The organism is Xenorhabdus cabanillasii, assembly GCF_003386665.1.
In the GTDB taxonomy this organism is placed as follows: domain Bacteria; phylum Pseudomonadota; class Gammaproteobacteria; order Enterobacterales; family Enterobacteriaceae; genus Xenorhabdus; species Xenorhabdus cabanillasii.
This window is the reverse complement of the sequence record NZ_QTUB01000001.1, coordinates 880,398-896,031: the sequence shown is the minus strand read 5'-3', so window position 1 is coordinate 896,031 and position 15,634 is coordinate 880,398. Positions and strand designations below refer to the sequence as shown.

The following is a 15,634-nucleotide window of genomic DNA, read 5'->3' as shown; positions in this document are numbered from 1 at the left end:
TAATTATAAAAAAACATTAAAATCATAAATTTATATAAAATATAATCAAAACAAAACAGGGAATTGAATTCCAAAATAATCCACACGATATTGTTAAGCTTTTGTTATATATAAGAAATGAAAAAAATGGAGATCTGCTGACAGAAAAACAGAAAATTAAAAAAATGAGAAATGACTCGCTTCAGTCAGTTCTCATTTTTCACAATTTTAAACTGGTTCAATCTAAGGAAGGATTCATATAAGACAGATCATATGGCGTGATCTGGTATACACAGTAATTAAGCCAATTTGAAAATAATAAATGACCGTGACTACGCCACGTTGCAACAGGCTTATTTTCTGGATCATTATTCGGAAAATAATTGGCTGGTAATGCAGGCGCTAACCCAGCAATTTGATCACGCTGATATTCTGCTGCTAATGTTCCAACATCATATTCTGGATGCCCTGTTACAAATACTAACCTTTTATCTTTACTGGCAAACAAATAAACACCAGCCTCCTCTGAGCTAGCCAAAATATCTAGATCTGTATGCTCACGAATAACTGACTCCGGAAAATCAGCAAAACGTGAATGAGGAGCCCAAAATGATTCATCAAACCCTCTGGTCAATAGCGCAAAAGGATCTGAGATTGTATGAGAATAAACACCTGATAGTTTAGTTGTTCGTGTATATTTAGGGAGGTTATAAAGAATATTTAACGCGGCCTGAACAGCCCAACAAACAAAAAGTGTTGAAGTAACATGCCATTTGGCCCAATTGATAATTTTTTCAATTTCTTGCCAATATGTAATATCTTCAAATTTTACTAATCCCAAAGGAGCACCTGTTACGATCAAACCATCAAAATTTTGGTCTTTTATGGATTCAAAATCACAATAAAAATTATCCAAATGTTCCGCTGGAGTATTTTTACATTGATGACTGTTTATTCGCAGCAACTGAATATCAATCTGTAACGGTGAATTGGACAATAGCCTGATAAACTGATTCTCCGTTTCTATCTTCTTTGGCATAAGATTTAACAACAATACCTTTAAGGGGCGAATATCCTGAACATTCGCCCTTGTTGATGTCATAACAAAGATATTTTCATTGCGAAGAAAATTAACTGCTGGTAGTTCATCTGGTACACGAATTGGCATTGTATGAACCTCAACTATTCCACATATATTTAGCCTTCTAGATAGCCAAATCTAACCTAAAGGTGGGGATAATGTCGAGTTCTTGTACGCAAATTGAAATTATTTCATTCTATGAAATAAGAAAAAGCAATAAAAAAATCAAACGCAAAAAAGCCATCCGGTAACGGATGGCTTCTCTGACTAAATCAATGTCTGGCAGTGCCCTACTCTCACATGGGGAGACCCCACACTACCATCGGCGCGCCGGCGTTTCACTGCTGAGTTCGGCATGGGGTCAGGTGGGACCACCGCGCTATTGCCGCCAGACAAATCCCGTATTCAATCCCGAACAAGCTGATGACGCTATGTGTCTTTCTCTGAAACTGTTTTCGTCTCTTGGCCCCAAAACACCTTCGGTGTTGTCAGGTTAAGCCTCTCGGAGCATTAGTACCGGTTAGCTCAACGTATCGCTACGCTTACACACCCGGCCTATCCACGTCCTCGTCTCGAACGTTCCTTATGTGTCCTCTCTGGGACAAGGGAAGACTCATCTTAAGGCAAGTTTCCCGCTTAGATGCTTTCAGCGGTTATCTCTGCCGCACGTAGCTACCGGGCAATGCCATTGGCATGACAACCCGAACACCAGTGGTGCGTCCACTCCGGTCCTCTCGTACTAGGAGCAGCCCCTTTCAATCTTCCAGCGCCCACGGCAGATAGGGACCGAACTGTCTCACGACGTTCTAAACCCAGCTCGCGTACCACTTTAAACGGCGAACAGCCGTACCCTTGGGACCTACTTCAGCCCCAGGATGTGATGAGCCGACATCGAGGTGCCAAACACCGCCGTCGATATGAACTCTTGGGCGGTATCAGCCTGTTATCCCCGGAGTACCTTTTATCCGTTGAGCGATGGCCCTTCCATACAGAACCACCGGATCACTAAGACCTACTTTCGTACCTGCTCGCGCCGTCACGCTCGCAGTCAAGCTGGCTTATGCCTTTGCACTAACCTCACGATGTCCGACCGTGATTAGCCAACCTTCGTGCTCCTCCGTTACGCTTTGGGAGGAGACCGCCCCAGTCAAACTACCCACCAGACACTGTCCGCAACCCGGATAACGGGTCCACGTTAGAACATCAAACATTCAAGGGTGGTATTTCAAGGATGGCTCCATGCAGACTGGCGTCCACACTTCAAAGCCTCCCACCTATCCTACACATCAAGGCTCCATGTTCAGTGTCAAGCTATAGTAAAGGTTCACGGGGTCTTTCCGTCTTGCCGCGGGTACACTGCATCTTCACAGCGAGTTCAATTTCACTGAGTCTCGGGTGGAGACAGCCTGGCCATCATTACGCCATTCGTGCAGGTCGGAACTTACCCGACAAGGAATTTCGCTACCTTAGGACCGTTATAGTTACGGCCGCCGTTTACTGGGGCTTCGATCAGGAGCGTCGCGTTGCCGCTAACCCCATCAATTAACCTTCCAGCACCGGGCAGGCGTCACACCGTATACGTCCACTTTCGTGTTGGCACAGTGCTGTGTTTTTATTAAACAGTTGCAGCCAGCTGGTCTCTGCGACTGGCTTCAGCTCCGGGCGCACGGCCCTTCACTTAATGCCAGCGTGCCTTCTCCCGAAGTTACGGCACCATTTTGCCTAGTTCCTTCACCCGAGTTCTCTCAAGCGCCTGAGTATTCTCTACCTGACCACCTGTGTCGGTTTGGGGTACGATTCAATGTTACCTGATGCTTAGAGGCTTTTCCTGGAAGCAGGGCATCAACCACTTCACCACCGTAGTGGCTCGTTATCACGCCTCAGTGTTATGGATGACCGGATTTGCCAGGTCACCCCACCTACACGCTTCAACCGGGACAAACCGTCGCCCGGCCGGCCTAGCCTTCTCCGTCCCCCCTTCGCAGTAACACCGAGTACAGGACTATTAACCTGTTTCCCATCGACTACGCCTTTCGGCCTCGCCTTAGGGGTCGACTCACCCTGCCCCGATTAACGTTGGACAGGAACCCTTGGTCTTCCGGCGAGCGGGTTTTTCACCCGCTTTATCGTTACTTATGTCAGCATTCGCACTTCTGATACCTCCAGCAGGCCTCACGACCCACCTTCACCGGCTTACAGAACGCTCCCCTACCCAACAATATATTTATATCGCTGCCGCAGCTTCGGTGCATGGTTTAGCCCCGTTACATCTTCCGCGCAGGCCGACTCGACCAGTGAGCTATTACGCTTTCTTTAAATGATGGCTGCTTCTAAGCCAACATCCTGGCTGTCTGAGCCTTCCCACTTCGTTTCCCACTTAACCATGACTTGGGGACCTTAGCTGGCGGTCTGGGTTGTTTCCCTCTCCACGACGGACGTTAGCACCCGCCGTGTGTCTCCCGTGATAACATTCTCCGGTATTCGCAGTTTGCATCGGGTTGGTAAGTCGGGATGACCCCCTAGCCGAAACAGTGCTCTACCCCCGGAGATGAATTCACGAGGCGCTACCTAAATAGCTTTCGGGGAGAACCAGCTATCTCCCGGTTTGATTGGCCTTTCACCCCCAGCCACAAGTCATCCGCTAATTTTTCAACATTAGTCGGTTCGGTCCTCCAGTTAGTGTTACCCAACCTTCAACCTGCCCATGGCTAGCTCACCGGGTTTCGGGTCTATACCCTGCAACTTCGCGCCCAGTTAAGACTCGGTTTCCCTGCGGCTCCCCTATGCGGTTAACCTTGCTACAGAATATAAGTCGCTGACCCATTATACAAAAGGTACGCAGTCACCCCACCACTAAGCCCCCTCTGCCTGATTTTGTCGGTTGGGCGGCGCGTCGCTTCGCCAACCGGCATCAAACAAAAGATGCGTTGCGGAGTTCACCACTGGCTTAGTGGTGGGGCTCCCACTGCTTGTACGTACACGGTTTCAGGTTCTCTTTCACTCCCCTCGCCGGGGTTCTTTTCGCCTTTCCCTCACGGTACTGGTTCACTATCGGTCAGTCAGGAGTATTTAGCCTTGGAGGATGGTCCCCCCATCTTCAGACAGGATACCACGTGTCCCGCCCTACTCTTCGAGCTCGCAATACCGGCGCCTTCGGATACGGGGCTGTCACCCTTTACTGCCGGCCTTTCCAGACCGTTCTCCTGGCGCTGATATTGTTGATGGCTCTGGGCTGCTCCCCGTTCGCTCGCCGCTACTGGGGGAATCTCGGTTGATTTCTTTTCCTCGGGGTACTGAGATGTTTCAGTTCCCCCGGTTCGCCTCATTCACCTATGGATTCAGTGAATGATAGTGCAACGGATTGCACTGGGTTTCCCCATTCGGATATCGCCGGCTGATAGGGCTTCATATCAGCTCACCGGCGCTTTTCGCAGATTAGCACGTCCTTCATCGCCTCTGACTGCCTAGGCATCCACCGTGTACGCTTAGTCGCTTAACCTCACAACCCGAAGGTGTCTTCGAATTGGAGTATGTTGAGAGACGCATCAATATCGTCAAGGACCCTATTGATGGTTTCAAATTTTCAGCTTGTTCCAGATTGTTAAAGAGCAAATATTTCACAATACACTGATGATTCTCAATATATTCTGAAATCAGGTTAAGAGCAGATAAATGGTGGAGCTAAGCGGGATCGAACCGCTGACCTCCTGCGTGCAAGGCAGGCGCTCTCCCAGCTGAGCTATAGCCCCAGATATCATGTATTATCATGTATCAGCATCCTGCTCAATTCGCTTAACCACCGAAGCTTTCAACGCGAGTCACGCCGTGTGCGTAAGCACATGAGTCACGCAGCGCCTGAAGATCCAAGGACAAGCAGAATTGGTAGGCCTGAGTGGACTTGAACCACCGACCTCACCCTTATCAGGGGTGCGCTCTAACCACCTGAGCTACAAGCCTGTGCCGATACCGTCTCTTTCTTTCATCAGACAATCTGTGTGAACACTCACAAGCTACCATCATTCGGTTAAGGAGGTGATCCAACCGCAGGTTCCCCTACGGTTACCTTGTTACGACTTCACCCCAGTCATGAGTCACAAAGTGGTCAGCGCCCTCCCGCAGGTTAAGCTACCGACTTCTTTTGCCACCCACTCCCATGGTGTGACGGGCGGTGTGTACAAGGCCCGGGAACGTATTCACCGTAGCATGCTGATCTACGATTACTAGCGATTCCGACTTCATGGAGTCGAGTTGCAGACTCCAATCCGGACTACGACAGACTTTATGAGTTCCGCTTGCTCTCGCGAGGTCGCTTCTCTTTGTATCCGCCATTGTAGCACGTGTGTAGCCCTACTCGTCTGGGCCATGATGACTTGACGTCATCCCCACCTTCCTCCGGTTTATCACCGGCAGTCTCCCTTGAGTTCCCACCATCACGTGCTGGCAACAAAGGATAAGGGTTGCGCTCGTTGCGGGACTTAACCCAACATTTCACAACACGAGCTGACGACAGCCATGCAGCACCTGTCTCACGGTTCCCGAAGGCACTTCAGCATCTCTGCCAAATTCCGTGGATGTCAAGAGTAGGTAAGGTTCTTCGCGTTGCATCGAATTAAACCACATGCTCCACCGCTTGTGCGGGCCCCCGTCAATTCATTTGAGTTTTAATCTTGCGACCGTACTCCCCAGGCGGTCGATTTAACGCGTTAGCTCCGGAAGCCACACCTCAAGGGCACAACCTCCAAATCGACATCGTTTACGGCGTGGACTACCAGGGTATCTAATCCTGTTTGCTCCCCACGCTTTCGCACCTGAGCGTCAGTCTTCGTCCAGGGGGCCGCCTTCGCCACCGGTATTCCTCCACATCTCTACGCATTTCACCGCTACACGTGGAATTCTACCCCCCTCTACGAGACTCCAGCCAACCAGTCTTAGATGCCGTTCCCGGGTTAAGCCCGGGGATTTCACATCTAACTTAATTGGCCGCCTGCGTGCGCTTTACGCCCAGTAATTCCGATTAACGCTTGCACCCTCCGTATTACCGCGGCTGCTGGCACGGAGTTAGCCGGTGCTTCTTCTGCGGGTAACGTCAATCGTGAGCCCTGTTCAGACTCACGCCTTCCTCCCCGCTGAAAGTACTTTACAACCCGAAGGCCTTCTTCATACACGCGGCATGGCTGCATCAGGCTTGCGCCCATTGTGCAATATTCCCCACTGCTGCCTCCCGTAGGAGTCTGGGCCGTGTCTCAGTCCCAGTGTGGCTGGTCATCCTCTCAGACCAGCTAGGGATCGTCGCCTAGGTGAGCCCTTACCCCACCTACTAGCTAATCCCATCTGGGTTCATCCGATAGCGTGAGGCCCGAAGGTCCCCCACTTTGCTCCAGAGAGGTTATGCGGTATTAGCCACCGTTTCCAGTGGTTATCCCCCTCTACCGGGCAGATCCCCAGACATTACTCACCCGTCCGCCGCTCGTCAGCAAAAGTGCAAAAGCCCTTTCCTGTTACCGCCCGACTTGCATGTGTTAGGCCTGCCGCCAGCGTTCAATCTGAGCCATGATCAAACTCTTCAATTAAAAGTGTTTGATGCTCAAAGAATTTCACTGTTCAGTATCGCAATGAATTAACTGTTTCAGTCACTCTTCAAGACTTGAATCTTTTTCGCCTTGCGGCGTTGATCGTGTCCTGCGAGTGCCCACACAGATTGTCTGATTAATTTGTTAAAGAGCATAGGCAACCGAACTTCCGTTCCGGGTTGCGAGGCGGCGTATTTTACGCTTTCCTCTCAGCGTGTCAAGCCTTTATTTTCGCGGCTTTCAACTCTTGTCATCCCGACTGGTTTGTGTGTTTGTCGTGACAACGGATGCGCATTATAGGGCGTTTTCCGGCGCTGACAATAGTTTTTTTGCATTTTTTTTCTGTTCGCGTTTTTTTTCCTCAAAACGACGCAATAATCAGCGAATAGATCGCTTTTAAGGCGCTTTTTGATTACGCTAACTGTAAAAACATCTCTGAGAAATGATCTACTTTAGCCCAATCGGTGTATTCAACCTCTTTGGTTGTATCCGTTTCTCCTCCCGTCATGCGCATAATGAATTGAATCATGATGCGATCAAACCAACGATAACGGGGATAAAGCAAAGCTCCTGCAAAAACATCACACAAATCTGGCTTCCACGGGCTTTTTGTCAAGAACTTGCGTAAATAGGCATTCGTTTCCGGTGTACTTTTTTCTGGTTTTCTCGCGGTTAAATTGACACTAAAGAATGCTGTCGGCATTTGATTCAATTGCTTTTGATGGCTCGTGACAAACTTATACAACGCAGAATTAAAGTGACCATAACGTATTGAGGCTCCTACCATCACTTTATGGTAAGGAGCCAAATTCATGTGCTTAACTGTAGCAAGATCCCTCAAATCACATCCTATACCGGCACGACGAATATTTTCCGCGATATGAGTAATAATTTTCTTAGTCTGTCCATCCTGTGTGGAATAGAGCAGTAAGTAGTTCATAGATACGTCCTTTTAAATAACGAATCATCTCATAATTAGTCGCGCCAGAAAGTTGGTGTAAATAGGACTAATAAAGTGAAAACTTCCAAACGTCCAAACAACATCGTTACTACCAATATCCACTTGGCTGTCGGATTCATCGTAGTGAAGTTATCCGCTACAGTTCCCAATCCTGGCCCCAGGTTATTCAATGTTGCGGCAATAGCCGAAAAGGCAGAGAATTCATCAACACCCGTTGCTATCAGTAGCAACATACTAATGATGAAAACCAATGCGTAAGCGGAGAAAAACCCCCAGACTGCTTCAATAATTTTTTCCGGCAATGCCCGACGTCCCAATTTAATAGTATATACCGCGTTCGGATGCACCAGACGTTTCAGTTCGCGGGAGCCTTGTAGAAATAGGAGCAAAATACGGATGACTTTCAAACCACCACCAGTTGATCCGGCACATCCACCAATAAATGCAGAGCATAATAGTAAAAACGGCAGAAACAGAGGCCACCTGGCAAAACTGTCTGTTGTAAACCCAGCCGTCGTTGCCATTGAAACAACCTGGAAGAAAGCATGATTAAGTGCATTTAATTTGGATTCATAAACAGAATGCTGCCATAAAACCAGTGTACACAGTACGACTAATGCTAACTGGATACTGATAAACATGCGAAATTCAGGGTCACGCCAGTAGACTGTCAAACTTCGCCCGGAAAGCACAGCAAAATGCAGGCCGAAGTTACAACCGGAAATCAGCAGAAAGATCGCAATAATAGTATTAATTGTCGGGCTATTGAAAAATCCCACGCTGGCATCGTGTGTTGAAAATCCACCGATTGCGATGGTAGAAAAGCTATGAGAAATCGCATCAAAAACCGACATTCCCGCTGCCCATAGCGCAATCGCACAGGCAATGGTCAATAAGACATAAATCAGCCAAAGGGTTTTAGCTGTTTCCGCAATACGAGGACGCATTTTATTATCTTTTAACGGCCCCGGCATTTCAGCCCGATAAAGCTGCATTCCACCAACGCCCAACAAAGGCAGGATCGCAACAGCCAATACAATAATTCCCATTCCCCCCAACCATTGCAGCATTTGCCGATAAAAGAGAATTGCCTTAGGAAGAGAATCAAGACCAACAAGCGTCGTCGCCCCTGTTGTTGTCAGGCCAGAAAAGGATTCAAAAAAAGCATCTGTAACCGAAAGGTTAGGTTTTTCAGAAAAAATAAAGGGTAATGCTCCAACACTGCCCAATACTGTCCAGAACAGAACAACAATCAGGAAACCCTCTTTAGGTTTCAATTCATGTTTTTGTTCCCGATTGGGTATCCATAGTATTAAACCAATGAAGAGCGCAAAGATGAATGTCTGACTAAAAGCTCTGCCTGCACCATCTCGGTAAATCAATGCCACCAACCCCGGAATAATCATTGTGACAGAGAAAATAATAACAAGTAGCCCGACAATACGAGTTATGGTGCGAAAATGCATTCAGCAGGTTCCTTCGAAATCCTGTATGACAAAACAGTTATTTTTTTGACGTTAAAAAAAGCGTACCGCGACTTAAGTCGCGTAATCTATTACTTATTTCTTCTGCAAGAGTAGCAGGTAATGATATTTGCAATGTAACATTTTCAGTGTACTCACTAGCGAGCACTTGCCCTGAAAATTGCTGTAACAATTGTTCTACCATAGAAATTTGTGCATATTCACACTGTAACTGATACAGTTTTTGCGGCACTTTATACTTTTTTTCCAATAGCTTAAGTGCCTGCTGAACGCCACTGCCATAAGCTTTCACCAACCCACCTGTACCAAGCTTAATACCACCAAAATAACGAACTGATACTGCGGTGATCTCTCCTAAGCCACTCCCGATTAACTGTGCAATCATCGGTTTACCCGCAGTTCCGGTAGGCTCTCCATCATCTGAAAACCCCAATTGTTGAGAGTCATCAGGCGCACCTGCGACAAAAGCCCAACAGTGATGCCGGGCATCAGGGTATTGTTCCTTGATACCCTGGATAAATGCTTTTGCCTCATCTACCCCGCTGGTATGTTCCAACAGGGTAATAAAACGACTTTTCTTTATTTCTTCAGTAAAACTGACTGAAGCCGCAGGAATTAAATAAGGCTTCATTACGACAACTGCAAATCTCTGGTCATGTTTTCAATTCTTCCATCGTGAATAACGATATTATCCTCAATGCGAATACCGCCATAAGGCTTAAGCATATCGATTTTTTTCCAATCGAAATGTTTGCTGTATTCACTTTCACGCCAAGGCGTTAATAGAGTTTCAATGAAATAAAGACCCGGCTCAATGGTCAAAACCATTCCCGGCTCTAAAATACGAGTACAACGCAGGTAAGAATACATTTCCGGCGCAGCCAGATGGGTTCCGCTATCATCCTGCATAAACCCAGCAGAATCATGCACCTGTAAGCCAAGTTGATGACCAAGTCCATGTGGGAAAAATGGCGTTGTTAGCCCTTTTTCAACCATGACACCTTCACTAATTCCAGTAATGATATCGTGTTTTTTCAGTAGCTTAGCTATACGATGATGCATATTGATATGGTAATCGGTGTATCGACCACCAGCTTTGATCGTGGCTATGATCGCCTGTTGCTCATCATTCAGTCCTTTAACCAGAGCGGCGAATTCGCTGTTGGATTTTGCTGCATAAGTTCGGGTGATATCCGCAGCGTAGCCATTATATTCCGCCCCGGCATCAATTAAAAAACTGCGAATTTCAGAAGGTACGGTCTGTTGTAACTTTGTGTAATGCAAAACTGCCGCGTTTTCATTCAAGGCAATAATATTATTATAAGGAACATCAGTATCACGGTGGCCTGTTGCTATTAAATAGAACATATTGATTTCGAATTCACTGACACCCGATAAAAATGCATCATGTGCGGCCATATGACCATTAACAGCCGTTTTTTGCGCTTCACGCATACAAGCCAGTTCATAATCAGTTTTATATGAACGATGGTAGCTTAAATAATCCAAAACTACTTTAGGGTTGATATTTTGATTGAGGAGCCCCAGAGATTTTGCACGTTCGACTTGCTCACCGATATATGCCGTATGTTGTTTTGGTAACCCATTCAGTGCAGTTTTGATATCATCAGCCTTAGCCAAATGAATCATTTCGACTTCTTCAGTCCAATAACCATGGGGCAACGGTTCCACACTGTGCCAATAATCCACCGGTGAGTAAAACCATAGCTTGGGTTTATTAATACCATCGATCCATAACCAGCAATTCGGTACATTGGTTACAGGAACCCATGCTTTGAAATGCGCATTTGCCTTGAAAGGATAATGGCTATCATCAAGAAACACGCGTAATAACTCACCAGAGTGAATAAGCAGGGCGTCTAGCTGACTGCGTGCCAATATTTCTCTGGCACGTTTTTGCAATATTTTAATATGTTCTTGGTACAGAGATGCCAACTTTTCCATTTTATTAGCCTTTAGGTTATCTGGCCGGAATTTAAATTTTATCACAATTCCTTTTTTTTAGTGCCATAGCAGAAAATCTATTTCATAGGAATTAACTGATAATATTTATATTTTTCAATGCAATAATAAAAAATATCACTACCCATCATAAATCTTACCTGTGATCCGCTCTACAAAAAATTAATCATTGATTTGCATTCACTTAACACACTAATCACAATCAACTGCATCTGGTCATACCAGATGGTATGCACTCATTGAGGAGAATGATATGCTCTACCTAAGTGAAACTATTCAAGTAAACTGGCTGAAAGATGGCATTGCAGAACTGATCTTCAATGCACCAGCTGCAATTAATAAATTAGATACAAAAACTGTTGCATCACTAGATAAAGCCGTTGCTACCCTTGAGCAACAATCTGAATTAAAAGGGCTGTTAATACGTTCTGAAAAACAGGCCTTTATTGTTGGTGCAGATATCACCGAATTTTTATCCTTATTCAGCGCACCAGCAGAAAAACTTCGTGAACTACTGAATCTCGCTAACAATATTTTCAACCGAATTGAAGATCTACCTGTTCCTACAGTCTCTGCAATTAATGGGTATGCGCTTGGCGGTGGTTGTGAGCTGGTACTTGCCACTGATTTCCGTATTGCGTCACCAGATCTTCGAATTGGTTTGCCAGAAACTAAACTGGGCATTATGCCGGGCTTCGGTGGCTCCGTCCGTATGCCACGCCTAATTGGTACTGATAATGCCCTTGAGATTATTACCGCAGGCAAAGATATCAGTGCAGAAGAAGCACTGAAAAACGGTTTAGTGGACGCGGTTGTCCCTGCTGAAAAACTTGCTGAGGCTGCTGTTTCTATTTTGGAACAAGCCATCAAAGGTGACTTGGACTGGAAAGCTGCCCGCCAGCCTAAGCTGTCACCACTGAAACTCAACGAAGTTGAGCGCACTATGAGCTTCACCGTGGCAAAAGGTATGGTAATGAAAGTTGCAGGCCCTCATTACCCTGCTCCAATTACTGCCGTGAAAACCATTGAGAAAGCTGCCACATTGGGTCGTGATGAAGCATTGAAACTGGAAAGCGAAAGTTTTGTTGCATTAGCACACACTTCCGTTGCTCGCGCTTTGGTCGGCATTTTCCTGAATGACCAATATGTAAAAGGTCTGGCAAAAAAACATCTGAAGGAAGTATCCACTCCTCAGCACGCAGCCGTTCTCGGTGCTGGCATTATGGGGGGCGGTATCGCTTATCAATCAGCACGTAAGGGTGTTCCAGTGCTGATGAAAGATATTAATCAGAAAGCGCTGGATTTAGGTATTAATGAAGCAGCTAAGCTGTTGAATAAGCAATTTGAACGCGGACGCCTGGATGCGATGAAGATGGCTAAGATGCTGTCATCCATTCAACCAACCCTGAATTATGCTGGCATTGAACAGTCACAAGTTGTTGTTGAAGCCGTCATTGAAAATCCGAAAATTAAAGCCGCAGTTCTGGCAGAAACAGAATCCCATATTAATGATGACTGCATTCTGGCATCTAACACCTCTACAATTCCAATCACTGAACTGGCAAAGTCCCTGAAACGGCCAGAAAACTTCTGTGGTATGCACTTCTTCAACCCGGTTCACCGCATGCCATTGGTTGAGATCATTCGTGGGGAAAAAACATCAGACAAAACAATTTCTACTGTTGTCGCTTACGCCAGCAAGATGGGTAAAACGCCAATCGTTGTCAATGACTGCCCGGGATTTTTCGTAAACCGTGTCCTATTCCCTTATCTGGCTGGCTTCGGCATGTTATTGCGCGACGGCGGTGATTTCCGTCAAATCGACAAAATCATGGAAAAAGAATTTGGCTGGCCAATGGGCCCTGCTTATCTCATTGATGTTGTTGGTATCGATACTGCTCACCATGCCCAGAGTGTTATGGCACAAGGTTTCCCTGATCGTATGAGCCGAGATTACCGGGATGCCATTGATGTATTGTTTGAAAACCAACGTTATGGCCAGAAAAATGGTATTGGTTTTTATAAATACACCCAAGATAAAAAAGGCAAACCGAAAAAAGAGCAAGACGAAACCACAGATCAATTATTGGCAGATGTTAGTCAACCTAAACAGACTTTCTCTGGCGAAGAGATCATTGCCCGTACCATGATCCCAATGATTAACGAAGTTGTTCGCTGTCTGGAAGAAGGTGTTATTGCCAGCCCTGCGGAAGCAGATATGGCACTAGTTTATGGTTTAGGCTTCCCTCCATTCCACGGTGGTGTTTTCCGCTATTTGGATGCAATGGGAACCGCAGCTTATGTGAAATTGGCTGAAAGTTATGCCCATTTAGGCGCACTTTATCAAGTTCCAGCCGGCCTGAAAGCGAAAGCTGAGAGCAATGAAAGTTACTACCCTGCCGCAGCAAAACTTGCTGTTAATCCCGGTGAAACAGCGTGAGGTCTGAAAACATGGAAAACGTAGTCATTATTGATGGTATCCGTACCCCTATGGGGCGCTCAAAAGGTGGAGTATTCCGTCAGATCCGTGCCGAAGATCTCTCTGCACATTTGATGAAATCGATACTCAAACGCAATCCGTCAGTACAACCTGAACATATCGACGATATTTCTTGGGGCTGTGTACAACAAACACTGGAACAAGGCTTCAATATTGCCCGTAACTCGGCCTTACTGGCCGGGATCCCTCACTCAGTTCCTGCTGTTACAGTAAACCGTCTGTGCGGCTCTTCAATGCAATCGTTACACGATGGTGCCCACATGATCATGACGGGTGATGCCAACATTGCATTGATTGGTGGTGTTGAACATATGGGACATGTACCGATGACTCATGGTGTCGATTTCCATCCTAAGTTAAGTCGTAATGTAGCAAAAGCGGCTGGGGTGATGGGTTTGACCGCTGAAATGCTGGCGAAAATGCACGGTATCAGCCGCGAAATGCAGGATGAATTCGCCATGCGTTCACACCAGCGCGCTGCACAAGCAACAGAGTCAAAAGCCTTTGCTGGCGAAATCGCATCAATCCAAGGGCATGACGCTGATGGTAATCTGAAACTCATCGATTTTGATGAAGTGATCCGCCCCGATACTAACCTGAAAGACTTGGCTGCCCTGCGTCCCGTCTTTGATCCCGTCACAGGCAGTGTGACCGCAGGCAACTCTTCCGCGCTTTCAGATGGTGCATCTGCGATGTTAATCATGAGTGAAAGTAAAGCTCGTGAATTAGGGTTAACACCCCGTGCCCGTATCCGTTCAATGGCAGTCGTCGGCTGTGATCCTTCTATCATGGGTTATGGTCCTGTACCTGCGACACAAATGGCATTGAAAAAAGCAGGCTTGAATCTTTCAGATATTGGCATGATTGAGTTAAACGAAGCATTTGCAGCTCAATCTCTGGCTTGTATAAAAGGTCTGAAATTGCTGGATAGTATGGACGACAGAATCAACCTGAATGGTGGTGCTATTGCTCTCGGTCACCCATTGGGTTGCTCTGGCGCTCGTATCACGACAACCTTGCTGAACTTAATGGAGCGTAAAGATGTCCAATTCGGGTTGGCAACAATGTGCATAGGGTTGGGTCAAGGCATTGCCACGATTGTTGAAAGAGTCTAGTTGTTGAGTTATTGGAGTTATCTGACGATTATTTGTGAGTATTTTCCCCTTGTCTGTCTTATCTATTGCATCACTCTAATAAGTTGTTGCCGTAGTTTCCCGCCTGTCAGGGGCGGGTTTTTTTTATCTCTTATATTTGATAGAGTTCAAATTGTATCAGGGGAGTAATAGATGATTCCCCAGAGGCATAGCTAACTATGTAACTGGGGTGAATACTCGTACCAAGACACCTGAAAAGTGAGAAGTATAACGACTGGCTCAGATAAACTCGAATGCATCACCATACATGCGATCGATGCAAGCATCACGTTCACTACAAAACCGTTCACGGGCAATTTTAGCCATCTCAAAACGGCCTGCTATATAGATATCATACGGAGCCAAACTGCCAAAATCTTCCAGAACGGCACTTAATACAGTCCCCGTTCTTCCATGCCAATTCTCATCAATCTGTTCAACTACAGGAACAACAGTTAAATTAGGATAACATTCACTCAGTGCCTGCAATTCTCCTAAATCGTAGAGATGCTGCAATTCGCGGCCACCCCAGTAAATTGCAATCTCGTGGTTAGGATCTTTTTCCAATGCGGCCAGTAAGATAGAACGGGTATAAGAAAACCCTGTTCCTCCTGCAACCAATAGCATCGGGTTTTTACTATCTTCACGAAACCATGCTTGCCCGTGTGGAATATCAATATCAATAACTTTCTGATCCAGGATCCTGTCCATCACCGCCATTGCATACAGATTTAATTCAGAAGCACCTATATGCAATTCAATCGTCTGTTTTTCTGATGGCGGTGATGCCATGGAGAAAGGACGTTTATCTCGCTCATCCATAACCACCATAAGGTATTGTCCTGCACGAAAAGAAAAAGGCGAATCAGGTAATAAACGAACCCGATAAACTGTATCTGTAATGGAGTCAACCGATGTTACTTTACAGCTTAGTGTTGTCATG

8 protein-coding genes, 2 tRNA genes and 3 rRNA genes are annotated in these 15,634 nt (G+C 46.3%); 2 read left to right on the top strand and 11 right to left on the bottom strand.

The window, feature by feature from the left end; translation table 11 throughout:
* Positions 1–217: 217 nt before the first annotated feature.
* From metA to pepQ, 10 genes are all read right to left on the bottom strand, one after another.
* Positions 218–1,147 (bottom strand): homoserine O-acetyltransferase MetA, encoded by a 930-nt coding sequence (gene metA, locus BDD26_RS04480; RefSeq protein ID WP_115825648.1) that lies wholly within the window; start codon positions 1,145–1,147, stop codon positions 218–220.
* A gap of 190 nt (positions 1,148–1,337) precedes the next feature.
* Positions 1,338–1,453 (bottom strand): 5S ribosomal RNA (gene rrf / locus BDD26_RS04475).
* A gap of 96 nt (positions 1,454–1,549) precedes the next feature.
* Positions 1,550–4,559, bottom strand: a 23S ribosomal RNA gene (locus tag BDD26_RS04470).
* Between the two features lie 174 nt (positions 4,560–4,733).
* Positions 4,734–4,809, bottom strand: a tRNA-Ala gene (locus BDD26_RS04465).
* 131 nt (positions 4,810–4,940) lie between these two features.
* A tRNA-Ile gene (locus tag BDD26_RS04460) sits at positions 4,941–5,017 on the bottom strand.
* A 68-nt stretch (positions 5,018–5,085) separates the two neighbouring features.
* Positions 5,086–6,630, bottom strand: a 16S ribosomal RNA gene (locus BDD26_RS04455).
* The 16S, 23S and 5S rRNA genes sit together here with 2 tRNA genes alongside, the layout of an rRNA operon.
* Before the next feature lie 412 nt (positions 6,631–7,042).
* Complete coding sequence (gene hemG / locus BDD26_RS04450; protein WP_115825647.1) at positions 7,043–7,570, bottom strand: menaquinone-dependent protoporphyrinogen IX dehydrogenase; 528 nt, start codon at positions 7,568–7,570, stop codon at positions 7,043–7,045.
* 35 nt (positions 7,571–7,605) lie between these two features.
* The gene (gene trkH, locus BDD26_RS04445) at positions 7,606–9,057 is read right to left on the bottom strand and encodes a Trk system potassium transporter TrkH (RefSeq protein WP_115825646.1); all 1,452 of its coding nucleotides are present in this window, start codon (positions 9,055–9,057) and stop codon (positions 7,606–7,608) included.
* A 37-nt stretch (positions 9,058–9,094) separates the two neighbouring features.
* A complete protein-coding gene (locus tag BDD26_RS04440) occupies positions 9,095–9,706 on the bottom strand; it encodes an IMPACT family protein (protein ID WP_038262949.1) in 612 nt (203 codons plus the stop codon).
* Complete coding sequence (gene pepQ, locus BDD26_RS04435; protein ID WP_038262947.1) at positions 9,706–11,040, bottom strand: Xaa-Pro dipeptidase; 1,335 nt, start codon at positions 11,038–11,040, stop codon at positions 9,706–9,708. The genes BDD26_RS04440 and pepQ overlap by 1 nt, the downstream gene beginning before the upstream one ends.
* A 271-nt stretch (positions 11,041–11,311) precedes the next feature.
* Here pepQ and fadB point away from each other — a divergent pair, with 271 nt between their 5' ends.
* Together fadB and fadA are read left to right on the top strand one after the other, a co-directional pair.
* Entirely contained in the window at positions 11,312–13,498 is a 2,187-nt protein-coding gene (fadB, locus tag BDD26_RS04430; RefSeq protein ID WP_115825645.1) for a fatty acid oxidation complex subunit alpha FadB, read from the top strand.
* An 11-nt stretch (positions 13,499–13,509) separates the two neighbouring features.
* Positions 13,510–14,673 carry an acetyl-CoA C-acyltransferase FadA gene (gene fadA, locus BDD26_RS04425; protein ID WP_115825644.1) on the top strand — a complete coding sequence of 388 codons (1,164 nt, stop codon included), beginning with the start codon at positions 13,510–13,512 and terminating at the stop codon, positions 14,671–14,673.
* 258 nt (positions 14,674–14,931) lie between these two features.
* Here the strand turns inward: fadA and fre are convergent, their stop codons facing one another.
* Complete coding sequence (fre, locus tag BDD26_RS04420) at positions 14,932–15,633, bottom strand: NAD(P)H-flavin reductase (protein ID WP_115825643.1); 702 nt, start codon at positions 15,631–15,633, stop codon at positions 14,932–14,934.
* Between the last annotated feature and the right edge of the window lies 1 nt (position 15,634).